This is a genomic window from Kribbella sp. NPDC048915 (assembly GCF_040649595.1).
GTDB lineage: Bacteria > Actinomycetota > Actinomycetes > Propionibacteriales > Kribbellaceae > Kribbella.
Genome location: NZ_JBEZFT010000012.1, coordinates 97,480 through 121,299 on the forward strand (window position 1 = coordinate 97,480; position 23,820 = coordinate 121,299).

The window sequence follows — 23,820 nt, forward strand, 5'->3', positions numbered from 1 at the left end:
CACAGGTGAAAACCGAAACCCGTGACCAACCCACACCCCGTCACGGACCTCGTCCATACGCCGCCCCCACAACGGCGTGACCCAGAGAGTACTACGGGGACGTGCCCGAAAAAAGCACTGGTGACGAGTGTTTACCCGCGCGAAAAAATGACTTCTCGGTTCCATAAATGCGAAACCCCCGGAAACCCGCCACGCGGATTCCCAGGGGTTTCAAACAACTACTTCAAGTGACCGGTAGCCGGGTCGGGGCGCCGATCGAAAAGGGGTACGTCAGCCCGCGATCAGCCCGTCGCCGCTGATCAGCTCGCGCATCTCGGCCAGTGAGCTGTCCGACGGGGGCAGGATCGCGTCGGAGTCGTGCAGTTCGTCGTCCGGCACCTTTTCGCCCGCGCGGACGAAATCGAGCAGCGCCGCGAACGCGGTCTGGTACGCCGTCTCGTCGCCGGACGACACCGCCTTCTCCAAGTCGCTGTCGACCGCGTTCAGCGCGTCGAGCTTGTCGTCGGCCAGTCGCCACTGGCCTTCACCCATGATGCGAACGATCACCGAATATCTCCGTCCTGAGGTCGCGCCGGCTCCGGGGCGGGCTGCTGCACCGGCTGCTGGGTCGGCTGAGTTGACTGCTGGGCGGACTGCTGGGCCTCACCGGACAGCTCCTTGGGCGCGCTGCCGCCGGCCAGCTGGGCCTTCATCGCGGCGAGCTCGTTCTCCACGTCGGAGCCGGACGACATCCGCTCGAGCTCGAGGGTGATGTTGTCCTTGCTGGTCCCGGTCGCGTCGTCGAGCGCGCCGGAGGCGAGCAGCTCGTCGATCGCACCGGCCCGGGCCTGCATCTGTTGGGTGCGGTCCTCGGCGCGCTGCACCGCGAGACCGACGTCGCTCATCTCCTCGGAGATGCCGGAGAAGGCCTCGTTGATCCGGGTCTGCGCCTCGGCCGCGGTGTAGGTGGCCTTGATGGTCTCCTTGCGGGTCCGGAAGGACTCGACCTTGGCCTGCAGCCGCTGGGAGGCGAGCGTCAGCTTCTCCTCCTCGCCCTGCAGCTGCGCGTGCTGGGTCTGCAGGTCCTCGATCTGGCCCTGCAGACCGGACTTGCGGGTCAGCGCCTCGCGAGCCAGGTCCTCGCGGCCCATCGAGAGCGCCTTCTGCGCCTGCTCCTGCAGCTTGGCCGCCTGCGACTGCAGCTGCGATGCCTGCAGCTCCACCCGCTTCCGGCTGGTGGCCACATCGGCCACGCCGCGGCGTACCTTCTGCAGCAGCTCGAGCTGCTTCTGATACGAGTAGTCAAGGGTTTCGCGAGGATCCTCGGCCTTGTCCAGGGCGGAGTTCGCCTTGGCCTTGAAGATCGTCGACATCCGCTTGAAGATGCTCATCGATATCCGTACCCCTTCTGTGCCGGACTGACGACCCGGCGTGCGTGCCTTCCACCCTATGTCCCACCGGGTCACCACACCATCAGGACCGGCCCGGATAAAGTAGTGGGAAGGTCCGGGGACCACCCCGAGTCGCGACCGAGCCCTGCGAATGAGGTTCTGACCCCGTGTTCCGTCGTACCAAGTCTGAGACAGCTACCACCGTACCCGTCGAGCCCCAGGGCAAGCTGGGCGGCAAGGGCCGTCCCACGCCGTCCCGCAAGGAAGCGGAGGCCGCCCGCAAGGCCGCGTTCAAGAAGCCGCGCAACCGCAAGGAGGCAGCGGCCATCCGGCGGGAGAAGATGCGCACCGAGCGGGCCAAGATGCAGGCCGCCATGCAGACCGGTGACGACCGGTACCTGCCGGCCGCCGACAAGGGCCCGGTCCGGCGGTTCGCCCGGGACTACGTGGACGCCCGCTGGTCGGTGATGGAGTTCGCGCTCCCGGTGCTGCTGGTGGTGTCGCTGCTCGGCGTGGTGTTCTCGCCGCAGTTCCCGTGGCTGGCCGGCATGGTCAACCTGCTGTTCCTGTTCATGATCCTGCTGATCGCCGCGGACTGGTTCCTGCTCACCCAGGGCCTGAAGCGGCAGGTGGCGGCCAAGTTCCCGAAGGAGTCCACCAAGGGCCTCGGGTTCTACGCCGTTCGCCGGACCATGCAGATGCGCCGCTGGCGGCTGCCGAAGCCGATGGTGAAGCGCGGCGAAAAGCCGACCTGAGCCGACCCGGGCTGACCTGGGCCGGGGGCAGTAGGGTCTGGGGTATGGACTTCCGCTTTCTCGGCAACAGTGGTTTGAAGGTCAGTGAGATCTCGTACGGCAACTGGCTGACGCACGGCTCACAGGTGGAGAACGAGCAGGCCAAGGCCTGCGTTCGGGCGGCGCTGGACGCCGGGATCACCACGTTCGACACCGCCGACACCTACGCCAACACCAAGGCCGAGTCCGTGCTCGGCGAGGCGCTGGCCGGTGAGCGGCGCGAGTCGCTGGAGATCTTCACCAAGGTGTACTGGCCGACCGGCCCCGGCGGACCGAACGACACCGGTCTGTCCCGCAAGCACATCCTCGAGTCGATCAACGGCTCGCTGCAGCGGCTCGGCACCGACTACGTCGACCTCTACCAGGCGCACCGGTACGACACCGAGACGCCGCTCGAGGAGACGATGGAGGCGTTCGCCGACGTCGTCCGGCAGGGCAAGGCGCTGTACATCGGTGTCTCGGAGTGGACCGCGGAGCAGCTGCGCGAGGGCCACCGGCTGGCCCGCGAGCTGCGCATCCCGTTCGTCTCGAACCAGCCGCAGTACAGCATGCTCTGGCGGGTGATCGAGGCCGAAGTGGTGCCGGCGTCGGAGGAGCTCGGCATCGGCCAGGTGGTGTTCTCGCCGATCGCGCAGGGGGTGCTGACGGGTAAGTACCTGCCCGGGCAGCAGCCGCCGGAGGGATCGCGGGCGACCGACGCCAACGGGTCCAACTTCATCAAGCGGTTCCTCACCGACGACGTGCTGACCCGGGTTCAGGAGCTCAAGCCGCTCGCGGACGAGGTCGGACTCTCGCTGTCGCAGCTGGCGATCGCCTGGGTGCTGCAGAACTCCAACGTGTCCTCGGCGATCATCGGCGCCTCCCGCCCCGAGCAGGTCACCGAGAATGTCAAGGCGTCCGGCGTACGGCTCGAGGAGGGTCTGCTGAAGCGGATCGACGAGGTGCTCGGCCACATCGTCGAGACGGATCCGGCGAAGACCGCGCAGAACGCCCCGCAGAAGCGGCCGAACTCATGAGCTGGAGCTGGCGGTTCGAGACCGCGAGCGGCGCACTGGTCGACCCGGGTGAGGTCGGCGGTGCGGAGTTCTCGGCGCAGGGTGACGCGGAGAGCTGGCTGGGTGAGGTTTGGCGCGAGCTGGCCGAGCGCGGCGTCGGCCAGGTGTACCTGCTCGAGGACGGCCGCGAGGTCTACGGCCCGATGAGCCTGTCCGCCGCGGAGTGATTCGCGGGAGCAGCAGAGTAAGCTTCGGTCGAACCAACACCTGCGTTCCAGGGAAGCCGGTCGAAGTCCGGCGCTGACCCGCAACCGTAGGTCACCGTGGGGCCCCCGAAGGGTGTCCCCGCGGTGACGAGCCGGAACACTGGGGCGCAGGTAGTCAGGCTCACCTACCCGTCGTGGTCCGCGGGTGGAGCCCCCTACCCTGCCGGTGCAGACGGGTGTCCTCCGCCACCGGGCCATGGCCCGACCGAGGATCGACAATGACTGCACACCGGACCGCACGACTGGTCCTCAGCCTGCTGGCGGGTCTCCTGCTGGCGGGGACCGCCGTAGCCACTTCCGTCACCAGCGCCACCGCTGCCGTCGACCGGACGACCGAGGACGGCTACCGCTTCTGGGGCTACTACCAGTGGACCAACAGCGCCTGGACGTTCGCCCAGAAGGGCGCCGACGCGTTCGTCCCCGCCGACGGCTCCGTCGAGGGCTGGCGGTACGCGCTCGGCGGCGCCAAGCCGCGGGTGCCGCGCGCCGCGGGTGACTTCGAGGCGATCTGCGGCAAGACCCCGGCCGAGACCGGGAAGAAGCGGGTCGCGGTGGTCGTCGACCCCGGCACGCCGCAGGACGCGGTCGCCGGCGAGCAGCCCGGGCCGGCCACGGGTACCTGCGTGGTGACCGACGTGCAGGCGAACGGCGCGAAGATCCTGGCGGCCGTCGCGCCGGTCCGGATCGAGAAAGGCCTGACCTGCGGCGTGGACGGCTATCCGGCCAAGGGCTGCGGCGAGCAGGTGAAGAACATCAACGTCCCGGCCACCGACGAGCCGGTCACGCTGCAGATCGGCGACGCCGTGGGTTCGACGGCGGTTCCGGCGGCCCCGGCGTCGTCGGAAGGCGACAACGGTACGCCGTGGTCCGGCATCGTGATCGCCGCCGTGGTGGTCCTGCTGCTCGCTGGTGGCGGGCTGGTCCTGAATCGCCGTCGCGCGGGCGCGAAGTAGGAGCTGAGCGAGTGCGTGCAGTCCACCACCTCACCCTCCCCCGGGCGCTCCACCCGGGAGCTTGGTGGTTGTGGGCGTTGTGCATGGCTGTCGCGGCCAGCAGGACCAGGAACCCGGTCCTGCTGGTCCTCATCCTCGCGGTGACCGGCTTCGTCGTGTCGGCACGGCGTAGCGACGCACCGTGGGCGCACAGCTTCACCGCGTTCCTCAAGCTGGGTCTGGTGGTCATCGGTGTCCGCGTGGTCCTGCAGGCGCTGCTGTCGACGCGGGCCCAGGGCAACACTGTGCTGTTCACGCTGCCGCAGATCCCGCTGCCCGAGTGGGCAGCCGGGGTGAAGCTCGGCGGCGAGGTCACCGCCGAAGCGCTGCTGACGGCTCTGTACGACGGCGGCCAGCTCGCCGTGATGCTGTGCTGCGTGGGGGCGGCCAACGCACTCGCCAGCCCGCGCCGGTTGCTGAAGTCGTTGCCAGGGGCCCTTTACGAGATGGGCGTGGCGTGTGTCGTGGCGCTCACGTTCGCGCCGCAACTGGTGACCGACGGTCGCCGGATCCGGATGGCGCGCCGGCTGCGCGGCCGGACGCGCGCCTCGTTCCGGACCACGGCCATGCCGGTGCTGGAAGGCGCGCTGGACCGGTCCGTCGAACTGGCGGCTGCGATGGACTCACGCGGCTACGGCCGGACGGCGCAGGCGTCGCGCGCGCAGCGTCGGCTGACCGCGCTCTGCGTTCTGCTGGGGCTGCTCGGCATCCTGCTCGGCGTCTACACGTTGCTGACCGACTCCATGGCGTTCCCCGTCGCAGCCGGTGCACTGGCGGCAGGCATCCTGCTGGCGGTTGTCGCGATGGCCATCGGCCGGCAGCGGGTCGCCCGTACCCGCTACCGGCCCGACCCGTGGGCGTTGCCGGAGTGGCTCGTCGTCGCAGCCGGTGCGGTGGCCGCGGGCGTCATGGTGTTCGCAGCGATCCGTGGCGTGCACGGTCTGTTGCTGGCCGGTCCGTTGGTCGTCCCACCGTTGCCGCTGCTGCCGGCCGTCGGCGTGCTCGTCGGCCTGGTCCCGGCGCTGGCTGCACCACCTCTCGACAAGGCGGCCGCATGATCGAGTTCGACCACGTCACAGTGACGTACGACGGTGCGCCCGCACCCGCGCTGCGGGACGTGAGCTTCACCGTGCCGGAGGGAGAGCTCGCGCTGGTGATCGGCCGGACCGGATCCGGCAAGTCCACGCTGCTGCGGGCGATCAACGGCCTGGTGCCGCACTTCTCCGGCGGCACCCTCGCCGGACGGGTCGTGGTGAACGGCCGGGACACCCGCGAGCACCGGCCGCGTGATCTCGCGGACGTCGTCGGCATGGTCGGCCAGGACCCGATGGCGGGCTTCGTCACCGACACTGTCGAGGACGAGCTCGCGTACAGCATGGAGTCGCTGGGCATTGCGCCGGACGTCATGCGGCGCCGCGTCGAGGAGACGCTGGACCTGCTCGGGCTGGCCGACGTCCGCGACCGGGCGCTGACGTCCCTGTCGGGCGGTCAGCGCCAGCGCACCGCCATCGGCGCAGCGCTGACGTCGCACCCCGCCGTACTGGTGCTGGACGAGCCGACGTCCGCGCTGGACCCGCAGGCGGCCGAGGAGGTATTGGCGGCGCTCCAGCGGCTCGTGCACGACCTGGGCGTCACTGTGGTGATGGCGGAGCACCGGCTGGAGCGCGTGATTCAGTACGCCGACCGCGTGATCGAGGTGCCGGGTGGCGCTGCCGCCGTGTCGACCGGCCTCCCGTCCGAGCGCATGGTGACCGCGCCGGTCGCCCCGCCGGTCGTCGAACTGGGACGGCTGGCCGGCTGGTCGCCACTCCCCCTGTCCGTGCGCGACGCACGCCGTGCTGCGGTCGCACTGCGCAGTCAGCTCGATGCCTCAGCCCCGGACCGTCCCGTCGCCGAACTGGGCGCTGAACTGGGCCGGTGCACCGACCTGGTCGTCGCCTACGGCACCGTGACCGCGCTGCGTGGTGTCTCGCTGAGCATCCGCGCCGGTGAGGTCGTCGCGCTGATGGGCCGCAACGGCGCCGGCAAGTCCACGCTGCTCAACGCGCTCGTCGGCGTCCTCCCAATCCGATCCGGTACTGCGGTGGCGGCCGGAGCGGACCCGCAACGGACCAAACCGAAGCAGCTGGTCAAGGCGGTCGGACTGGTCCCGCAGGAGCCCGCTGACCTGCTGTACGCCGCGACCGTCGCGGATGAATGCGCAGGGGCGGACTCAGACTTCGACGTGCCCGCCGGCAGTTGCCGCGCACTGCTGCAGCGGCTGGCACCCGACGTACCGCTGGACGCCCACCCGCGCGACCTGTCCGAGGGGCAACGACTCTGCTTGGCGCTCGCCGTTGTGCTGTGCGGAGCGCCGCCACTGTTGCTGCTGGACGAGCCGACGCGGGGACTCGACTACGGCGCCAAGCGGCGTCTGGTCGCGATTCTGCGCGAGTTGGCAGCCGCCGGCCATGCCGTGGTGCTGTCGACCCACGACGTGGAGATGGTGGCCGAGGTCGCGACGCGCGTCCTGGTCCTCGCGGACGGTGAACTGGTGAGTGACGGCAAGACCGCCGACGTGATCGCCGGGTCGCCCGCGTTCGCGCCGCAGGTGGCGAAGATCCTTGCTCCGTTGCCGTTCCTGACCGTCGGCGAGGTGGCCGACGCCTTGGACCGGGCATCATGAAGCTGATCCGCTTCATGCCCCGGAGCACGATCGCGTTGCTGGTCGCCTCCGCGGTCGGCGTGCTCGCTTTCGCCTGGCCACTGTTTCTGCAGACCTCCCAGGCGGGCGAGTCGGCGATCGGCCATACGACGGATGCACCCTGGCTGTTCGTGCTGCTGCTGCCGTTGCTGGTCGGGGTGATCCTCGCGGAGTTGTCCGAGTCGGGCATCGACGCGAAGGTGATCTCACTGCTGGGCATGCTCGCCGCGATCGGTGCGGCCCTGCGGGCCCTGGGTCCGGGGACGGCCGGTCTGGAGCCGGGGTTCTTCCTGCTGGTACTGGCCGGCCGGGCGTTCGGCGCCGGGTTCGGATTCGTACTCGGGGCCGTGTCGTTGCTGGGCGGCGCGATGATCAGCGGCGGAGTCGGACCGTGGATGCCGTTCCAGATGTTCGCGTGCGCGTGGATCGGCTGCCTGGCCGGGCTGTTGCCGCGCGTCGGCGGGCGGCTGGAGTTGATGGTGCTCGCGGCGTACTCGCTGGTCGCGGGTGTCGCCTACGGAGTGATCATGAACCTGTGGTTCTGGCCGTACGCGACGTTCGGCAGCGACTTCTCCTACGTTCCCGGTGACGAGCTCGCCGAGAACCTGCACCGCTATCTGTTGTTCGTAGTCGCGACGTCGCTGGGATGGGACATTCCGCGCGGCATTCTGTGCGCGATGCTGGTGCTGGTGCTCGGGCGGCCGATTCTGAACGCGTTCCGGCGGACGGCGCGCAAGGCTGCCTTCGAGGCACCGGTCGTCTTCGACACGGCGACCGAACCCGCGCCCGTGCGTGACCTCCCCGACCTCGGGAGGACGCGTGGCTGACCGGATCCTGGTGCTCGGCGGCGCCCGCTCGGGCAAGTCGATCGCCGCGGAACGGCTGCTGGCCGACCTACAGGACGTCGTGTACGTCGCCACCGGCGGAGACGACTCCGGCAACGCCGAGTGGGCCGAGCGCGTCGCGAAGCACCAGGCCCGCCGCCCCGTCTCCTGGGGGCTCGCGGAGACTCTCGACCTGGTGCCGCTGCTCGAGTCCGCGGGCCCGCCGCTGCTGATCGACTGCCTCACGCTCTGGCTGTCGCGGACGATGGACGCCGTCGAGGTTTGGACCGACCTGACCCACGCGCACCTGGTCGAGGATCGCATCGCCGCACTCGCCGACGCATGGGCCGGCACTCCGCGGCATGTGGTTGCGGTGAGCAACGACGTCGGATCCGGGATCGTCCCGGCCGATCCTGGTACGCGGCTGTTCCGGGACCTGATGGGCCGCCTGAACACCACCATCTCGCTGGCGTCCGACCAGGTCCTCTGGACGATCGCCGGCCGGACACTACCGCTCACATGAGCTGGGGCGACGCGGCGCGGCTCTGCTTCGGCACGCTGAGTGTGTTGCCGGTCGGCGTACCGAGCCGCGTCGACCGTGCCGTCGGCGGGCGCGCGATGCTGCTCGCGCCGGCGGCCGGAGCGGTGCTCGGTGGAATCGCCGCCGGAGTCGTCGCACTCGCTCAGCTCATCCGGCCGGACGCCGACCTGCTGGCGGCGGTACTGGGCGTCCTGGTCGTGGCCGTACTGTCAGGTGGGCTGCACCTGGACGGGCTCGCCGACTTCGCCGATGCGCTCGGCAGCAGGCGCGACCGCGAGACGATGCTGCGGATCATGAAGCAGAGCGACATCGGGCCGTTCGGCGTCGTCGCGATCACCGCCGTACTCCTCCTGGACGTCGCCGCCCTCACCGCCTGCGTCCAGTCCGGCTTCGGCTGGCAAGCAACCCTCGTCGCCACCACCGCCAGCCGCCTGACCCTCTCCTGGTCCTGCCGCACCACAATCCCCTCGGCCCGCCCCGACGGCCTGGGAAGCCTGGTTGCTGCGACAGTAACTCCCATCAAGGCAGCCGCCACCACAGCCATCGTCGTCACCGCCGCCATTGCCCTCACTTGGCTGAGCACCCCAGCCACGGGCGTTGCGGTGGGTGGGGCTGCGGCTGCAGTGCTGCTGGCGGTCGCGACCAGTGTGCTGATCAGTCGACGGGCTCGGCGGCAGCTGGGAGGGACCACGGGTGACGTGCTGGGTGCGACCGTCGAAATCGCGCTCGCGATCGCGCTCCTGACACTCGCGTTGACCATGTGAGCGCTCCCTCCACCACTCCGGCGCCCCGGTGGTCTACTGTCGCCGATGAAACGTTCTAGTGGGGTAGTGACGGCGAGGTTGCGGATGACGGTGATGATTCACGACCGGTGGGCGGCCGAACACGGCCCGCAATCCGTTATCTTTATGTAATGAACGCAACCCGCCCGGCTCCGGGCTCACAGGCTTCGCTGCGCGAAGCCAACCGTGAGCGCGTTCTCAGTGTCGTCCGCCAGCACGGCCCCCTCACCCAGGTCGAGATCGCGGCCGCGTCCGGCCTGTCCGCGGCCACCGTGTCGAACATGGTCCGCGAGCTGGACCGGGCCGGCATGGTCGGCCTCTCGCGGAGCATCCGCAACGGCCGCCGCGCCGTACTGGTCTCACTCGCCTCCGGCGGCGGCCTGCTGGCCGGTGTCACGTTCGGCGAGCGCGACGTCCGGGTCGCGGTCGCGAACGGTTCGCAGGAGATCCTCGCCCAGCAGCTGATGCCGCTGCAGGCCGACCACGTCGCCGACGAGGGCATGGAGCGCGCGGCCCGCCTGCTCGCCGACCTGGCCGAGACGGTCAGCTCGGGCGTCGAGGACATCACCGCGATCGGGTTCGGCCTGCCGATGCCGGTCGACGCGATCAGCGGCGAAGCGGGCTCCGACGCGGTGCTGCCCGGCTGGCGCGGCGTGAACGTCACCGAGGCGATGTCGGCGTACCTGCGGGCCCCGGTCGCGCTCGACAACACCGCGAACCTCGCCGCCCTGGGCGAACTACGGGCCGGCGCGCTCCGCGGCGTACGGAACGGCTGCTACCTGAAGTTCTCGTACGGCGTCGGCGCCGGACTGGTGGTCAACGGCGACGTGTTCCGCGGCTCGGCCGGTACGGCCGGCGAGATCGGCCACGTCACGATCGACGAGAACGGCCCGATCTGTCGCTGCGGCAACCGCGGCTGCCTGGACACGTTCGTCGGCTCGCGGGCCCTGATCAGCAGCCTGGCCGCGTCGCACGGACCACTGCGGCTCAAGGACATCGTGACCCGCGCGCTCGGCGGCGACCTCGGCTGCCGCCGAGTGATCGAGGACGCCGGCCGCCGGGTCGGGGTCGCGGTCGCCGGGGTGGTGAACCTGCTCAATCCGGAGGCGATCGTGGTCGGCGGCCTGCTCGCCGAGGCGGGCGACCTGATCCTCGATCCGCTCCGTGAAGCGCTGGACCGGTGCGCGATCCCGAGCGCCGCGGCGACCGTCGATGTCCGACCTGCCGAACTCGGCGACGAAGCCGACATCGTCGGGGCCCTGCACCGCGCGTCGCTGCTGAGTCAAGCAAATATCTCTACTTCTTGAATTCAAGTCTTGACGTCAACGCTGGACCGAGCTTGACTTCGGGCAGGCCAATTGGGGCCTGTCTTGTCAAGGAGTCCGCCTATGTCCGTCTCTGCAATCCGTCTCGCCGGTCTCGGCCTCGCGGTCTCGGCGCTCGCCGTGTCCCTGGTGGCCTGTGGTTCCGACGACTCCGGCAGCGGCTCAGGCAGCGCGAAGAAGATCGCGCTGTTGCTGCCCGAGTCCAAGACCACCCGGTACGAGGCGCTCGACCGTCCGCTGTTCACCGAGGCACTGAAGGCGGCCTGCGCCGACTGCGAGCTGATCTACAGCAACGCCGACCAGGACGCGGCGAAACAACAGCAGCAGGCCGAGGCCGCCCTCACCCAGGGCGCGAACGTGCTCGTCCTCGACCCGGTTGACGGCAAGGCCGCCGCGGCCGTGGTGAACGCAGCCAAGGGCCAGAGCGTCCCGGTGATCGCGTACGACCGGTTCATCGAGAACGCCGACTACTACGTGTCGTTCGAGAACGAGGCCGTCGGCAAGCTGCAGGCCCAGACGCTGGTCGAGACGCTCAAGGCGGCCGGTAAGACCTCGGGGAACCTTGCCATGATCAACGGCTCCCCCACCGACCCGAACGCCGCCGACTTCAAGAAGGGCGCGCACGGCGTGCTCGACGCCAGCGGCTTCAAAGTGGCCGCCGAGTTCGACACCCCGGACTGGAGCCCGGACAAGGCGCAGGCCTGGATGGAGGGCCAGCTGAGCGCGATCAAGAACGGCCTGGTCGGCGTGTACGCCGCCAACGACGGCACCGCCGGCGGCGCGATCGCGGCGCTCAAGGGCGGTGGCGTGACGCCGTTGCCGCCGGTCACCGGTCAGGACTCCGAACTCGCCGCGATCCAGCGGATCGTCGCCGGTGACCAGGCAATGACCATCTACAAGGCGGTCAAGCCGCAGGCCGAGGCCGCCGCCAAGGCCGCCGTGGCGCTGGCGAACGGCGACAAGCCGGAATCCACCACCGAGAAGAGCGGCGTCCCGTCGACGATTCTCGACCCGGTCGCGGTGACCAAGGAGAACATCAAGGACACGGTGGTCAAGGACAACATCTACAAGATCACCGACATCTGCACCGCGGCATTCGCCGCCGCCTGCACCGCTGCGGGTTTGAGCAGCAACTAGTCCGCCGCAGTCGCATGCGCCCCCGCAGTGAGGTGCGGGGGCGCATGCTTGGACAGACACCTCGAGCCTGGAGGCTGAGCGAGTGACCGATCGAGTAGCAGTGCCCCCCGCTCCCCTGGACGTCGGCGCCGGAACGGTGCTGCGGCTGCAGGGGATCTCCAAGCGTTTCGGCGCCGTGCAGGCGCTGAAGAACATCGAACTGGACGTCCGGGCCGGTGAGGTGCTGGCGCTGGTCGGCGACAACGGCGCCGGCAAGTCGACGCTGGTCAAGACCATCGCGGGCGTCTACACCGCCGACGACGGCACGATGGTCTTCGACGGCCGCGCGGTCCGGGTGTCCAGCCCGGCCGAGGCGCAGCAGCTCGGTATCGCCACCGTGTTCCAGGACCTGGCGCTGTGCGACAACCTGGACGTCGTCGCGAACCTGTACCTCGGCCGCGAACTGCGCACCGGCACCAGCCGCATGCTGGACGAGGTCGAGATGGAGCGGCAGTCCTGGGAGCTGCTGCGCCAGCTGTCGGCGAAGATCCCGTCGGTGCGGATCCCGGTGGCCAGCCTGTCCGGCGGCCAGCGGCAGACCGTCGCGATCGCCCGCAGCCTGCTCGGCAGGCCTAAGGTCGTGATGCTGGACGAGCCGACCGCGGCGCTCGGCGTGGCGCAGACCGCCGAGGTGCTCAACCTGGTCGAGCGGCTCCGCGAACGCGGCCTGGCGGTCATCCTGATCAGCCACAACATGGCCGACGTGATGGCGGTCGCGGACCGGGTCGCCGTACTGCGGCTCGGCCGCAACAACGGGGTCTTCGTGGTCAGCGAGACCAAGACGCAGGACATCGTCGCCGCGATCACCGGCGCGACCGACAACGCCGTCTCCGAGCGCGCCGCGCGCCGGAGCGTGGAGGAATCATGACCGCGCACGACTCAGCCCAGTTGCCGGCCGACCTGCCGGCCGATCTGCAGGACGAGCGGCTGATCGCAAGCCACGGCGTCAGCGGCGCCGTCTCGGCGTTCACCGCCCGGCTGCGCTCCGGTGACCTGGGTTCGGTGCCGGTGGTGATCGGCCTGGTGGTCATCTGGGCGGTCTTCCAGATCGCCAACAGCTCGTTCCTGTCCAGCCGGAACCTGGTGAACCTGACGCTGCAGACCACGTCGGTCGGAGTGATTGCCCTCGGCATCGTCCTGGTGCTGCTGCTGGGCGAGATCGATCTCTCGGTGGGTTCGGTCAGCGGTGTCGCGGCGGCGCTCGTCGGAGTCACGTTCGTGAACCAAGGCTGGCCGCTCCTGGTGTCGCTGCTGGCCGGTGTCGCGCTCGGCGTGGCGATCGGATTGTTCTACGGCCTGCTCTACACCCGGTTCGGGGTCCCGAGCTTCGTGATCACGCTCGCCGGTCTGCTCGGGTTCCTCGGGCTGCAGCTCCTGGTCCTGGGCAAGGACGGCACGATCAACCTGCCGTACGACTCCGCGCTGGTCGGATTCGCGACCCGGAGCTTCCTCTCCCCCGCGCTGGCGTACGCCGTGGTGGGACTCGTCGTGGTCGCCTACACGCTCAGCCGGTTGCAGAGCCGGACGACCCGCGCGGCGGCCGGCCTGTCCGCGGCGCCGACCTCGATGATCGTGATCAAAGCCGCCGGACTCGCGGTCGTACTGCTGATCCCGGTCGCGGTGCTGAACGGCGACCGCGGGGTCTCGTCGATGTTCCTGCTGTTCCTCGCGCTCGTCGTGGTCACCGACATCGCGCTGCGCCGTACCCGCTGGGGCCGCTCGGTGTTCGCCGTCGGCGGCAGCGTCGAGGCCGCCCGCCGCGCCGGTATCAACGTGCGCGCGATCTACCTGACGGTGTTCGCGGCGTGCTCCACGTTCGCGGCCGTCGGCGGCATCCTGGCCGCGGCGCGGCTGGTCGCGGTCGGTCAGGCCAGCGGCGGTACGGACACCAACCTGAACGCGATCGCGGCGGCCGTCATCGGCGGCACCAGCCTCTTCGGCGGCCGCGGTTCGGCGTACTCCGCCCTGCTCGGCGCGCTGGTGATCATGTCGATCTCGAACGGACTGGCACTGCTCAGCCTGGACTCGAACGTGCGCTACATCGTCACCGCCGGCGTGCTGCTGATCGCGGTCACCATCGACTCGCTCAGCCGCCGCAGCCGCCAGGCGCACGGGCGCGCTTAACTGACCGGCAACCACAAGAAAGCCCCCCGTCGCCGTTGACGGGGGGCTTTCTCGGTCTCGGTAACGCGGTCTGGGCTAAGCGGTGGCGGCGGTCAGATCCGCCTTCGGCTCCGCGAAGTGGCACGCGGCGGTGTGGCCGACGCTGGACTGCGGCTTGATCTCCAGCAGCGGCTCCTGGCCGGCGCAGATGTCCTCCGCCTTCCAGCACCGGGTCCGGAACCGGCACCCGCTCGGCGGATCGATCGGCGAGGGGACGTCGCCGACCAGCCGGATCCGCTCCTTCGGCGGGACGCCGCGGATCGTGCCCAGGTCCGGCGCCGCGGACAGCAGCGCCTGCGTGTACGGGTGCTGCGGCGCGTTGTAGATCTGGTCCCGGCTGCCCTGCTCGACGATCTTGCCCAGGTACATCACCGCGACCTGGTCACAGAAGTGCCGGACCACGCCGAGGTCGTGCGCGATGAACACGAACGCGATGCCGAGGTCCTGGCGCAGGTCCTCGAGCAGGTTCATCACCTGCGCCTGGATCGACACGTCCAGGGCGGACACCGGCTCGTCGGCGATGATCACCTCGGGCTCGACGGCGAGCGCCCGGGCGATCCCGATCCGCTGCCGCTGACCGCCGGAGAACTCGTTCGGGTACCGGTTGTGGTGCTCGGGGTTCAGACCGACCCGCTCCAGCAACTCCTGGACGCGGCCGAGCTCCTTGCCCTTCGGCACCAGGTTGTGGACGCGCAGCGGCGTACTGATGATGTTGCTGACCGTCTGCCGCGGGTTCAGCGAGCTGTACGGGTCCTGGAAGACGATCTGCAGCTGGCGGCGGAACGGGCGCAGGTCCCGCTCCTTGAGCTGCGCGATGTCGGTGCCCTTGAACAGGATCTGCCCCGACGTCGGGGTCAACAGCCGGGTGATCATCCGGCCGGTGGTCGACTTGCCGCAGCCGGACTCGCCGACCAGGCCCAGGCTCTGGCCCGCCTTCAGGTCGAACGTGACACCGTCGACGGCCTGCACGACCTTCTTGGTGCGGCCGAGACCGGCCGCCTCCTTGATCGGGAAGTGCATCTTCAGGTCGCGGACCTGCAGCAGGGTGTCGCGGGTGGTTTCGCTGGTGGTTTCGCTCATGGCTCCTCGGTCCCCCTCGTCAGCCCAGTCTCGGCGCGACTTCGGTCTCGTAGATCGAGGCCTTGTCGTGCAGGTGACAACGGGACGTGTGCGCACCGGCGCCGTCGACCGGCAGCAGTTCCGGCAGTTGGGTGGTGCAGAGCTCGCCCTGGACGCGGTCCTTGTACGGGCACCGCGGGTTGAACGAGCAGCCGCCGGGAAGGTTCAGCAGGCTCGGCGGCAGACCGGTGATCGGGCGCAGCTTCTCGTTCGCCGTCGACACGGTCGGGATGGACTCGAGCAGACCCCAGGTGTAGGGCATCCGTGGGTTCGCCAGCACGTCCTCGGCGGTGCCGTACTCGACGCAGCGCCCGGCGTACATCACCAGGACGTCGTCGGCCATCTCGGCGACCACCCCGAGGTCGTGGGTGATCAGCACGATCGCGGAGCCGAACTCCTTCTGCAGGTTGTTCAGCAGGTCCAGGATCTGTGCCTGCACGGTGACGTCGAGCGCGGTGGTCGGCTCGTCGGCGATCACCAGCTTCGGGTCGTTGATCAGGCTCATCGCGATCATCGCGCGCTGCCGCATACCGCCGGAGAACTCGTGCGGGTACTGGCCGAAGCGTCGCGGCGGGTTCGGGATCCCGACCAGGTCGAGCATCTCCAGCGCGCGCTTCTTCGCGGCGTCCTTGGAGACGTCGTGGTGCACCCGGTACGCCTCGACCAGCTGGTTGCCGATCGTGTACAGCGGGTGCAGCGAGGACTGCGGGTCCTGGAAGACCATCGAGACCGCGTCACCGCGGATCTTCATCAGGTCGTTCTCGCTGAGCCCGATCAGCTCGTCGCCGCCGAGCTTGATCGAGCCGGAGATCCGGGTCCGCTTGCGGTCGTGCAGGCCCATCACGGCCATGCTCGACACCGACTTGCCGGAGCCGGACTCGCCGACGATCGCCAGCGTCCGGCCGAGCGGCACCGAGTAGCTCAGGCCGTTCACCGCGCTGACCAGCCCGTCGGCGGTCGGGAACTGCACAGCCAGGTTCTCGACCACCAGGTACGGCGTCTCGCCGCTCGGGTTGATCGCGCCCTGCCGGCGTTCGCGAGTGGCGACCGAGGGGCCCCGCTTGGCTGTGCTGTCGGCCATGCCGTCCTTCCGGTCGTCCGCTGGGATGTTCTGAGGGGTGACGTCCTGCGCGGTGGAGTCCTGGGCGGTGACGTCCTGCGCGGTGGAGTCCTGGGGTGTGCTGTCCTGTGGTGTGCTGTCCTGGGGTGTGCTCACGACAGCCTCACCCGCGGGTCGATCAGGCTGTAGCCGATGTCCACCAGGAAGTTCATCGCGACGATGATCACCGAGGCGACCAGCACGGTGCCCATGATCACGGGAAGGTCGTAACTGTTCAGACTGTCCAGCACCAGGACGCCGAGGCCGGGGAGGTCGAAGATCCGCTCGGTGAAGATCGCGCCGCCGAGGCTGCCGGCCACGTCCAGACCGAAGATCGTGACGACCGGGATCAACCCGGAGCGGAGCGCGTGCTTGTAGGTGACCACCCGGTCGGACAGGCCCTTGGCGCGGGCGGTCCGGATGTAGTCCTCGCTCAGCGTCTCGACCATCGAGCCGCGCGAGTATCTGGCGTACGACGTACAGCTGTAGACGCCGAGCACCAGCCACGGTGTCAGCAGACCTGCCGCCCATTTCGCCGGATTGTCCGTCGGTGGCGTCCAGCCGCCGCGGGGCAGGATCGGATAGAGCACGGTCAGGTACAGCGCGACCATCAGCGCCACGATGTAGTAGGGCACCGAGCTGACCACCAGCGTGCTGGTCATCAGGACCCGGTCGCCGACCGTTCCGCGTCTCTTCGCCGCCATCGATCCGACGAACACACCGATCGTCAGAACCAGGACGGCGTACCCGAGCACGAGTGACAAGGTGACCGGGAACCGGTCCTTGATCATCTCGGTGACCGGGCGGTCGTTCTTGAACGAGAAGCCCAGGCACGGCGCCGCGCAGTGCTGCGTGACACCGGCGGTGGTGAAGTCACGGCCGGTGAAGATGCCGCCCGCGTACTCGGCGAACTGCTGCACCTTCGGCCGGTCGAGGTGCAGGTTCGACCGGATCTCGTCGTAGCGCTGCTGGGTGCAGTTGCGCTCGCCGCAGATCGCACCGGCGGGGTCGGTCGGCGCGATGAAGAACAACGCGAAGGTCGCGATCAGCGTTGCCAGCACGACACTGAGCGCGCTCACCAACCGGCGCGCCACGAAGTAGAGCACGGGATTGTCTCCTCACCGAGCGGCGTGGCGCCCGGACCTCGGTCCGGACACCACGCCACCGTTCAGTGGATCAGTACTTCTTCAGAACAGATCAGGGCTGCTTCAGGAACATCGAGGTGAACTCGAAGAGGCCCTGTGTCGGGTCGTTGATCGCGTGCCCGATGTTCTTGCCGATCGGCATGTTGCTGGAGCTGTAGTACAGCGGGATGGCCGGGAGGTAGTTCTCCAGGATGTCCTTGTCCAGCGTCATCCATTCCTTCAGCTGCTCGTCCGGCGTCTTCGCGGTGATCGCGTCGATCTTCGCGTCGAGCGCCTTGTCCTGCAGCTGGCCGACGCTGTTGCCCAGGCCGATCGCGTCGGACTTGAACAGCACCGGGTACCAGCTGGTGCCGGACGGCCAGTCGGAGCACCAACCGGTCGGGGTCTTGCCGATGTTCACCGGAGCGTTCTGGTCACCGGTGAAGGTACGGATCTTGGCCTTCGGGACACCGATGGCCTTGACCTTGAAGCCGGCCGCCTCGAACTGCTGCTTGCGGAACTGCGTGGTGCGGGTCGAGATCGGGTCGTCGATCGAGTAGTACCAGCTCAGCTCGAAGTTCAGCTTGCCGAGCTTGGTCAGCTCGTCCTTGACCTCCTTGGCGATCGCCGGGTCCTCGGCGCCCTTACCGGTGCCGTCCAGGCCGGGGATCGCGTACTTCTCGTAGCCCGGCACGGCCGGCGGCAGGATCGTCGACGCGGGCGGGTCGTCAGTCGGGTTCAGACCGGCCACCTTGCGCCAGCCCTCGGTCGGGTGCGCCTTCGCGACCAGCTTGCGGATCTCCAGCGGGATCTTGCGGCTGTCCATCGTGTAGAGGATGGTGCACGGCGACGGGCCCTTGACGAGCTGCGCCTGGTCCTTGACCTCGGGCAGCAGCGAGACGTCGAGGTTCGAGTAGTTCACCGCGTTGGCGTCCGGGCCGGAGCTGGCCAGCACCTGGCGCTGCACCTTCAGCGTGTCCTGGGCGAACTTGAAGTCCCAGCCGTCCACGTACTGGTGCCGCACCGGGTCGGTGTTCGGGTCCCAGTTCGGGTTCTTCACCAGCTTGAGCTGGCTGCCCGGGGTGTACGACTGGACCATGTACGGGCCGGTCGCCATCGGGCGCTGCTCGTAGTTCTTCTGGGTGTCCTTGGCCTTCGGGATCGGCGTGAACATCGGGAACGCCGCGTAGAAGGGCAGGTCGTCGAACTTCTTCGCCAGGTGGATGACCAGCGTGTGGTCGTTCGGCGTCTCGACACCCTTGTAGTTGTCACCGCCGGTGCCGTACGGACCCTTGTAGGTCTCGCCGTCCAGGAAGAACTGCTGCTGGTACGTCGGTCCGGCGTCGTACAGGTCGTGCGCGAAGGACCGCTTGATCGCGTACGCGAAGTCCTCGGCCTTGACCGGCGTGCCGTCGTGGTACTTGATGCCCTGCTTCAGCTTGAACGTCCAGGTCAGGCCGTCCTCGGACTTGGTGCCGAGGTCCTCGGCGAGGTCCGGAACCAGGACCGGCTTGTGATCGGGGCCGTCCAGCCGGTACTGCGTCAGCGACCGGTAGAACAGCTTCTCGATCTGGTTGCCGTCGGTGTAGTAGGTGGCGGTCGGGTCGAAGGTGTCCGGGGTCACGTCGGACAGGACGGTGATGGTGCCGCCCTTCTTCGCCCCCTCGACCTCCGGCGCCGGGCCCTTCGCAGTGGGGTCAGTAGCCTTCTCCTGGGCGCCCCCTACGTTGTTGCCACCTTCGTTGTTGCCGCTGTTCGAGGACGGGGTGCCACAGGCCACGGCGGCCAGCATGACCGTCGCCGCGACCGCGGTTATCCGTTTCCACTGCATGTTCGGGTTTCTCCTTTTCTGCCGCAGGGGCAATCGCCGCACTACCGGCGAGTCTTGGGGTCGAAGGCGTCCCGGATGGCGTCTCCGAGCAGGGCCAGCGCGAGCACCAGGGCGGTGATCCCGACGACCGGCAGCCAGAGGTAGAGCGGGTCGGCCTTGAACCAGTTGGTGGCGACGGCGATCGTCTGCCCCCACGAGGGCTTCGGTTCGACCAGTCCGACGCCCAGGAAGGACAGTCCGGCCTCCGCGGTCACGTACGCGGGCAGCGACAGCGAGGCGGAGATCACGATCGGGGCGACCAGGTTGGGCAGCAGTTCCTTGAACAGCACCTGCCGGGTCGGTACGCCGATCGCCTTGGCCGCGAGCACGAACTCGCGTTCGCGCAGCGAGAGCACCTCGCCGCGGATGATCCGGGCCAGACCGGCCCAGCCGAAGAACGCAAGCACGAAGATCAGGACGTAGAACCTGATGTCGGCCTGCTCCTCCGGGGTCAGGTTGAACGAGCCGCCGCGCATCGACTCGACGATCGGCACGATCGCGATCGCGAAGAGCAGGTACGGCAGGCTCAGCACGAAGTCGATCAGCCAGGAGATCACCCGGTCGACCCAGCCGCCGAGGAAGCCGGCCAGCAGACCCATCACGACGCCGACGGTGGTGCCGACGACGGTGGCCAGGAACGCGATGATCAGCGACGGGCGGGCGCCGTACACCCAGCGGGCGAAGTTGTCCCGGCCGGTCTTCGGCTCGACGCCGAACCAGTGCTCGGCGTTGACGCTGATCGTCGGGTAGCCGTACTCGTCGACGAGGTCGGTGTGGAAGGCGCCGAAGGTCTGACCCTCGAGCTTGGTCAGCAACGGCGCCAGCACCGCGACCAGGATGAAGAACAGCACGATCGCCGCGCAGATCACCGCGACCCGGTCCTTCCGCAGCCGGTCGAACGCGATCCGGCTCGGCGACTTCCCGTGCGGAGTGGCGGCCGTACGGGCCGGCTCTGCCGACGCCGGGTGTTCTTCGACCCCTACGGTCGAGTCGGGCGACCCAATACTCATTCGCACTCCGTCAAGTTCAATCGGCCGGAAATCGGTCCGCGGATCCGGCACGCGTCAGGGATTTGCGTGCCGACCTTGGGCGCTGGTGCGGGCTCGCGTCAAATCCGCTTGACAGGCGCCGTCCGCACAACCGCGCGCTAGCCTGCCTGACGCTGTGACGGCAAACCAGCGAAGGTCGGCACCAGTGCACAAATCGTTACCGGAACAGCCACTCCGCCGGAATATTTGCCCCGTTTTGTCACCGTCCGCACATATTCGTACGCGAAACGCGGCGGCACAATACCGACAGTGGCCAATTTGTGCCAGGTTCTTACGCAGTGTGACGATTCGCTTCGTTCGGTCGCGGAACGAATTCAGCGCACGTGGACCGTCACGAAGGGCGGTTTGACGACCGCGAAGGTTTCCTTGCGCCCGCGAATGTCGACGGCCACTTCGTCGCCTTCTTTCACCGACGCGTCGAGCAGCGCCAGCGCGATGCCCTTCTTCAACGTCGGCGAGAAGGTCCCGGACGTGACCTCACCCAGCGCCGTACCGGATTCCGACAGCACGGACATGTGCGGCCGCGGGATACCGCGCCCGACGGCGAGCAGGCCACGCAGGATCCGCGCCGGCCCGCGTTCCTTCTCGGCGCGCAGCGCCGCGTCGCCCCAGAAGTGCTCCTTCTTCCAGCCGACCGCCCAGCCCGACCGCGCCTGGACCGGCGTGATGGCGGGCGAGATGTCCTGGCCGTGCAGCGGGTAGCCCATCTCGGTGCGCAGCGTGTCCCGGGCGCCCAGTCCGGCCGGCACGATGCCGTACTCCTCACCGGCGCTCAGCAGCGCGTCGAAGACCGCCACGGCGGCAGCGTTCGGTACGACGAGTTCGTAGCCGCGCTCGCCCGTGTACCCGGTCCGGCACACGACCACCGGCGTACCGTCGACGTCGGCCGTCGCGAAGGACATGTAGTCGTGTCCGGTCGGCAGACCGATCGCGGACACCACCTCGTCGCTGTTCGCACCCTGCACCGCGAGGATCGCGTAGTCGTCGTGGACGTTGGTCACCTCAACGCCGTCCGGGGCCTCGGCCTGGAGCAGCCGGACCACCTCGGCGGTGTTCGCCGCGTTCGGGATCAGGAACACGTCGTCGTCGGCGTGCAGATACGCGATCAGATCGTCGACCACACCCCCGTGCTCGTTGCAGCACAGCGTGTACTGCGCCTGGCCCGGAGCGATCTTGTTCAGGTCGTTGGTGAGACAAGCGTTCACAGAGGCGGCCGCACCCGGACCCTTGACCGTCGCCTTGCCCAGATGGCTGACGTCGAAGACGCCGACCGACGTCCGGACGGCGGTGTGCTCGGCCACGACACCGGAGTACTCCAGGGGCATCTCCCAGCCGCCGAACTCGGCGAACTTGGCACCGAGCGCGATGTGACGCTCGTGCAGCGGGGACTTCTTCAAAACCGGCGACTCAGTCATGCAGCGGAACTTACCGGACGCGTAGCATGCTCAGGCAGCACGCACGTACCGTGACGACCGGCCCGTCTGCCCGCCGGTCAAGGAGGACTGAGGATTTCGTGACCACCATCACCCTGAGCAAGTCCGATGCCGCCGGCGTCAAGAGCGACGCCGTGGTCATCGGCGTGGTCAAACTCGGCGGCGGCGTCACCCTGCCGGCCGGCACCGAGTCGCTGAACGCCGCGTACGGCGGGAAGCTGGTGGAGGTGCTGTCCGACCTCGGCGCCACCGGCAAGACCGGCGAGGTCACCAAGGTGCCCGGGCCGAAGCCGGGCAAGTCGGCCACGCTGATCGCGGTCGGTCTCGGCGCGGCGCCCGACGGCGCCCTCAAGACCGAAGACCTGCGGGCCGCGGCGGGCACCGGCGTCCGCGCGGCCAAGACCGCACAGTCGGTCGCCTTCGCGCTGCCGACGCCGGACGCGGAGTGCGTCCGCGCGGTCGCCGAAGGCGCACTGCTCGGCCGCTACGCGTTCACGGCGTACAAGTCGTCCGACGGCAACAACGACGCACCGGGCAACCTGATCGTGCTCACCGACCTGGCCCGGAACAAGGACGCCAAGACCGCGCTCGAGCGCGCCCAGGTGACCGCCGAGGCCGTCGCGCAGGTGCGTGACTGGGTCAACACCCCGCCGTCGGACCTGCACCCGGCCGAGTTCGCGGCGGACGCGGTCAAGCTCGGCAAGGAGCACGGCCTGAAGGTCGAGGTGCTCGACGAGAAGGCGCTCGCCAAGGGCGGGTACGGCGGCATCCTCGGCGTCGGCCAGGGCTCGGCCAACCCGCCGCGGCTGGTCCGGATGACCTACACGCCGCGCAAGCCGGTCACCCACCTGGCGTTCGTCGGCAAGGGCATCACGTTCGACTCCGGCGGCCTGTCGCTGAAGACGTCGTCCGGCATGGTCAGCATGAAGTCCGACATGGCCGGCGCCGCCGCGGTGATCGGCGCGACGATCGCGATCGCGCGGCTCGGGCTGCCGGTCCAGGTCACGACGTACGCCGCGATGGCCGAGAACATGCCGTCCGGGTCCGCGGCCCGGCCGTCCGACGTGCTCACCATGTACGGCGGCAAGACCGTCGAGGTCCTGAACACCGACGCCGAAGGCCGCCTGGTCCTCGGTGACGCACTGGTCCGGGCGGGCGAGGACAAGCCCGACCTGATCGTCGACGTGGCCACCCTGACCGGCGCCTGCGTCGTTGCCCTCGGCACCAAGGTGGCCGGCGCGTTCGGCAACACCGACAGCGCCCGCGACCGGGTCGTCGACGCCGCGGTCGCCGCGGGCGAGTCGATGTGGCCGCTGCCGATCCCGTCCGAGATGCTGGACAAGCTGAAGTCGCACTCGAAGGTCGCCGACCTCGCGAACATCACCGGCGAGGCCTGGGGCGGCGCGCTCGCGGCGGCCGCCTTCCTCGGCGATTTCGTTGCTGACGGCATCGACTGGGTGCACCTCGACGTGGCCGGGCCGGCCTTCAACGACGGCGGTCCGTCCGGCTACACGCCGACCGGCGGGACCGGGTATGCGGTCCGCACCCTGGTGGAACTCGCCGCCTCGGCGAGCTGAGCTTCGTGCGGGGCCTGCCGTTCGGTCAGGCCCCGCCGCTGTTCTTCATCCGCGCGTTGTACTCGCGCATCCGCGGCGGGTACCCGACGACGGCCGCGTCGTACGACGGGATACCGAGCCGGTTGGCGAAGTCGTGCGCCCATTTGACCGACGGGACCCGGCGCCGGGTCCACTCGCCGTCCACCGCGACCAGGAGCAGGGTGTAGTCGGTCACCGCGGTCCGCGGCTCGACAAATCCCTCCACTCCCTGGCGGGTCTGCGCGAACTCCAGCAGGTGCGCCTGGTCCGGGGAGTCCGCCCGGCGCATCGTTCCGGCCTTCTGCCGGCGACCGAACCACTTCATGACGTAAGTGTCCACTATTTGTGCAAGTCGCGGCCGAAATCCTGGATAACGGTTGCGTCCGCATTCCGGTCCGCGCGCCCCGGCCGGTCCGAGGGTTGATCCGGGCCCGATCGGTGACAAGATGACGCCGGGCCGGAACCGCGATCCGGGGCCGGCCCGTTCTGGACCGGACCCACGGAGGAACCTGTGACTGAGACCCCTACGACGTTCGACCTGGTGATTCTGGGTGGTGGCAGCGGTGGGTATGCCGCTGGTTTGCGGGCTGCGACGCTGGGGTTGTCGGTGGCGTTGGTGG

At 69.0% G+C, this 23,820-nt stretch carries 23 protein-coding genes and 1 riboswitch; of the genes, 14 read left to right on the forward strand and 9 right to left on the reverse strand.

Annotated features, from left to right (window positions below; genetic code table 11):
* Positions 1-270 precede the first annotated feature (270 nt).
* Both AB0B82_RS09660 and AB0B82_RS09665 read right to left on the reverse strand, forming a co-directional pair.
* Positions 271-546 carry a hypothetical protein gene (locus AB0B82_RS09660; RefSeq protein WP_360164545.1) on the reverse strand — a complete coding sequence of 92 codons (276 nt, stop codon included), beginning with the start codon at positions 544-546 and terminating at the stop codon, positions 271-273.
* On the reverse strand, positions 543-1,370 hold the full coding sequence (locus AB0B82_RS09665) for a PspA/IM30 family protein (RefSeq protein ID WP_360164546.1): 828 nt from the start codon (positions 1,368-1,370) through the stop codon (positions 543-545). The genes AB0B82_RS09660 and AB0B82_RS09665 overlap by 4 nt, the downstream gene beginning before the upstream one ends.
* A gap of 167 nt (positions 1,371-1,537) precedes the next feature.
* Between AB0B82_RS09665 and AB0B82_RS09670 the strand changes: the two genes are divergently transcribed.
* From AB0B82_RS09670 to AB0B82_RS09730, 13 genes are all read left to right on the forward strand, one after another.
* The gene (locus AB0B82_RS09670; protein WP_360164548.1) at positions 1,538-2,125 is read left to right on the forward strand and encodes a DUF3043 domain-containing protein; all 588 of its coding nucleotides are present in this window, start codon (positions 1,538-1,540) and stop codon (positions 2,123-2,125) included.
* A gap of 44 nt (positions 2,126-2,169) precedes the next feature.
* Positions 2,170-3,180 carry an aldo/keto reductase family protein gene (locus AB0B82_RS09675; protein WP_360164550.1) on the forward strand — a complete coding sequence of 337 codons (1,011 nt, stop codon included), beginning with the start codon at positions 2,170-2,172 and terminating at the stop codon, positions 3,178-3,180.
* Positions 3,177-3,386 carry a hypothetical protein gene (locus AB0B82_RS09680; protein ID WP_360164552.1) on the forward strand — a complete coding sequence of 70 codons (210 nt, stop codon included), beginning with the start codon at positions 3,177-3,179 and terminating at the stop codon, positions 3,384-3,386. The genes AB0B82_RS09675 and AB0B82_RS09680 overlap by 4 nt, the downstream gene beginning before the upstream one ends.
* 51 nt (positions 3,387-3,437) lie before the next feature.
* Positions 3,438-3,526: riboswitch (cobalamin riboswitch) on the forward strand.
* 117 nt (positions 3,527-3,643) lie between these two features.
* Positions 3,644-4,378 (forward strand): SCO2322 family protein, encoded by a 735-nt coding sequence (locus tag AB0B82_RS09685; RefSeq protein ID WP_360164554.1) that lies wholly within the window; start codon positions 3,644-3,646, stop codon positions 4,376-4,378.
* An 11-nt stretch (positions 4,379-4,389) separates the two neighbouring features.
* Positions 4,390-5,475 (forward strand): energy-coupling factor transporter transmembrane component T, encoded by a 1,086-nt coding sequence (locus AB0B82_RS09690; protein ID WP_360164556.1) that lies wholly within the window; start codon positions 4,390-4,392, stop codon positions 5,473-5,475.
* Positions 5,472-7,082, forward strand: a complete 1,611-nt coding sequence (locus AB0B82_RS09695) for an ATP-binding cassette domain-containing protein (protein ID WP_360164558.1) — start codon at positions 5,472-5,474, stop codon at positions 7,080-7,082. The genes AB0B82_RS09690 and AB0B82_RS09695 overlap by 4 nt, the downstream gene beginning before the upstream one ends.
* Positions 7,079-7,927, forward strand: coding sequence for an ECF transporter S component (locus AB0B82_RS09700; protein WP_360164560.1), 849 nt, complete (start codon positions 7,079-7,081; stop codon positions 7,925-7,927). Before AB0B82_RS09695 ends, AB0B82_RS09700 begins: the two co-directional genes overlap by 4 nt.
* A complete protein-coding gene (locus AB0B82_RS09705; protein ID WP_360164562.1) occupies positions 7,920-8,447 on the forward strand; it encodes a bifunctional adenosylcobinamide kinase/adenosylcobinamide-phosphate guanylyltransferase in 528 nt (175 codons plus the stop codon). The genes AB0B82_RS09700 and AB0B82_RS09705 overlap by 8 nt, the downstream gene beginning before the upstream one ends.
* Positions 8,444-9,229 carry an adenosylcobinamide-GDP ribazoletransferase gene (cobS, locus tag AB0B82_RS09710; protein ID WP_360164564.1) on the forward strand — a complete coding sequence of 262 codons (786 nt, stop codon included), beginning with the start codon at positions 8,444-8,446 and terminating at the stop codon, positions 9,227-9,229. Before AB0B82_RS09705 ends, cobS begins: the two co-directional genes overlap by 4 nt.
* 149 nt (positions 9,230-9,378) lie before the next feature.
* Positions 9,379-10,554, forward strand: a complete 1,176-nt coding sequence (locus tag AB0B82_RS09715) for an ROK family transcriptional regulator (RefSeq protein WP_360164566.1) — start codon at positions 9,379-9,381, stop codon at positions 10,552-10,554.
* Between the two features lie 81 nt (positions 10,555-10,635).
* Positions 10,636-11,709 (forward strand): substrate-binding domain-containing protein, encoded by a 1,074-nt coding sequence (locus AB0B82_RS09720; RefSeq protein WP_360164568.1) that lies wholly within the window; start codon positions 10,636-10,638, stop codon positions 11,707-11,709.
* 100 nt (positions 11,710-11,809) lie between these two features.
* Positions 11,810-12,616 carry an ATP-binding cassette domain-containing protein gene (locus AB0B82_RS09725; protein ID WP_360164570.1) on the forward strand — a complete coding sequence of 269 codons (807 nt, stop codon included), beginning with the start codon at positions 11,810-11,812 and terminating at the stop codon, positions 12,614-12,616.
* Positions 12,613-13,872 carry a sugar ABC transporter permease gene (locus AB0B82_RS09730; protein WP_360164572.1) on the forward strand — a complete coding sequence of 420 codons (1,260 nt, stop codon included), beginning with the start codon at positions 12,613-12,615 and terminating at the stop codon, positions 13,870-13,872. Before AB0B82_RS09725 ends, AB0B82_RS09730 begins: the two co-directional genes overlap by 4 nt.
* Before the next feature lie 75 nt (positions 13,873-13,947).
* Here the strand turns inward: AB0B82_RS09730 and AB0B82_RS09735 are convergent, their stop codons facing one another.
* The 6 genes from AB0B82_RS09735 to gcvT form a co-directional block, all read right to left on the reverse strand.
* Positions 13,948-14,991, reverse strand: coding sequence for a dipeptide ABC transporter ATP-binding protein (locus AB0B82_RS09735; RefSeq protein ID WP_360164574.1), 1,044 nt, complete (start codon positions 14,989-14,991; stop codon positions 13,948-13,950).
* A gap of 19 nt (positions 14,992-15,010) precedes the next feature.
* Positions 15,011-16,246, reverse strand: coding sequence for an ABC transporter ATP-binding protein (locus AB0B82_RS09740; RefSeq protein ID WP_360164576.1), 1,236 nt, complete (start codon positions 16,244-16,246; stop codon positions 15,011-15,013).
* Positions 16,243-17,235 (reverse strand): ABC transporter permease, encoded by a 993-nt coding sequence (locus AB0B82_RS09745; RefSeq protein ID WP_360164578.1) that lies wholly within the window; start codon positions 17,233-17,235, stop codon positions 16,243-16,245. Before AB0B82_RS09745 ends, AB0B82_RS09740 begins: the two co-directional genes overlap by 4 nt.
* Positions 17,236-17,326: 91 nt before the next feature.
* Complete coding sequence (locus AB0B82_RS09750; protein WP_360164580.1) at positions 17,327-19,084, reverse strand: ABC transporter substrate-binding protein; 1,758 nt, start codon at positions 19,082-19,084, stop codon at positions 17,327-17,329.
* Positions 19,085-19,125: 41 nt separating this feature from the next.
* Complete coding sequence (locus tag AB0B82_RS09755) at positions 19,126-20,133, reverse strand: ABC transporter permease (RefSeq protein ID WP_360164582.1); 1,008 nt, start codon at positions 20,131-20,133, stop codon at positions 19,126-19,128.
* A gap of 353 nt (positions 20,134-20,486) precedes the next feature.
* Positions 20,487-21,587 (reverse strand): glycine cleavage system aminomethyltransferase GcvT, encoded by a 1,101-nt coding sequence (gene gcvT / locus AB0B82_RS09760; RefSeq protein WP_360164584.1) that lies wholly within the window; start codon positions 21,585-21,587, stop codon positions 20,487-20,489.
* Positions 21,588-21,685: 98 nt separating this feature from the next.
* On the opposite strand from gcvT, the gene AB0B82_RS09765 reads away from it, so the two are divergent.
* Positions 21,686-23,182: a leucyl aminopeptidase gene (locus tag AB0B82_RS09765; protein ID WP_360164586.1), complete on the forward strand. Its 1,497-nt coding sequence runs from the start codon at positions 21,686-21,688 to the stop codon at positions 23,180-23,182.
* Positions 23,183-23,207: 25 nt separating this feature from the next.
* Here the strand turns inward: AB0B82_RS09765 and AB0B82_RS09770 are convergent, their stop codons facing one another.
* Positions 23,208-23,525 (reverse strand): hypothetical protein, encoded by a 318-nt coding sequence (locus AB0B82_RS09770; RefSeq protein ID WP_360164588.1) that lies wholly within the window; start codon positions 23,523-23,525, stop codon positions 23,208-23,210.
* Between the last annotated feature and the right edge of the window lie 295 nt (positions 23,526-23,820).

Coding starts and splice junctions, on each gene's coding strand:
- AB0B82_RS09665 (WP_360164546.1), bottom strand. CDS start 1,370: ATGAGCATCTTCAAGCGGATGTCGACGATCTTCAAGGCCAAGGCGAAC.
- AB0B82_RS09675 (WP_360164550.1), top strand. CDS start 2,170: ATGGACTTCCGCTTTCTCGGCAACAGTGGTTTGAAGGTCAGTGAGATC.
- AB0B82_RS09680 (WP_360164552.1), top strand. CDS start 3,177: ATGAGCTGGAGCTGGCGGTTCGAGACCGCGAGCGGCGCACTGGTCGAC.
- AB0B82_RS09685 (WP_360164554.1), top strand. CDS start 3,644: ATGACTGCACACCGGACCGCACGACTGGTCCTCAGCCTGCTGGCGGGT.
- AB0B82_RS09695 (WP_360164558.1), top strand. CDS start 5,472: ATGATCGAGTTCGACCACGTCACAGTGACGTACGACGGTGCGCCCGCA.
- AB0B82_RS09700 (WP_360164560.1), top strand. CDS start 7,079: ATGAAGCTGATCCGCTTCATGCCCCGGAGCACGATCGCGTTGCTGGTC.
- cobS (WP_360164564.1), top strand. CDS start 8,444: ATGAGCTGGGGCGACGCGGCGCGGCTCTGCTTCGGCACGCTGAGTGTG.
- AB0B82_RS09715 (WP_360164566.1), top strand. CDS start 9,379: ATGAACGCAACCCGCCCGGCTCCGGGCTCACAGGCTTCGCTGCGCGAA.
- AB0B82_RS09720 (WP_360164568.1), top strand. CDS start 10,636: ATGTCCGTCTCTGCAATCCGTCTCGCCGGTCTCGGCCTCGCGGTCTCG.
- AB0B82_RS09730 (WP_360164572.1), top strand. CDS start 12,613: ATGACCGCGCACGACTCAGCCCAGTTGCCGGCCGACCTGCCGGCCGAT.
- AB0B82_RS09735 (WP_360164574.1), bottom strand. CDS start 14,991: ATGAGCGAAACCACCAGCGAAACCACCCGCGACACCCTGCTGCAGGTC.
- AB0B82_RS09750 (WP_360164580.1), bottom strand. CDS start 19,084: ATGCAGTGGAAACGGATAACCGCGGTCGCGGCGACGGTCATGCTGGCC.
- AB0B82_RS09755 (WP_360164582.1), bottom strand. CDS start 20,133: ATGAGTATTGGGTCGCCCGACTCGACCGTAGGGGTCGAAGAACACCCG.
- gcvT (WP_360164584.1), bottom strand. CDS start 21,587: ATGACTGAGTCGCCGGTTTTGAAGAAGTCCCCGCTGCACGAGCGTCAC.
- AB0B82_RS09770 (WP_360164588.1), bottom strand. CDS start 23,525: ATGAAGTGGTTCGGTCGCCGGCAGAAGGCCGGAACGATGCGCCGGGCG.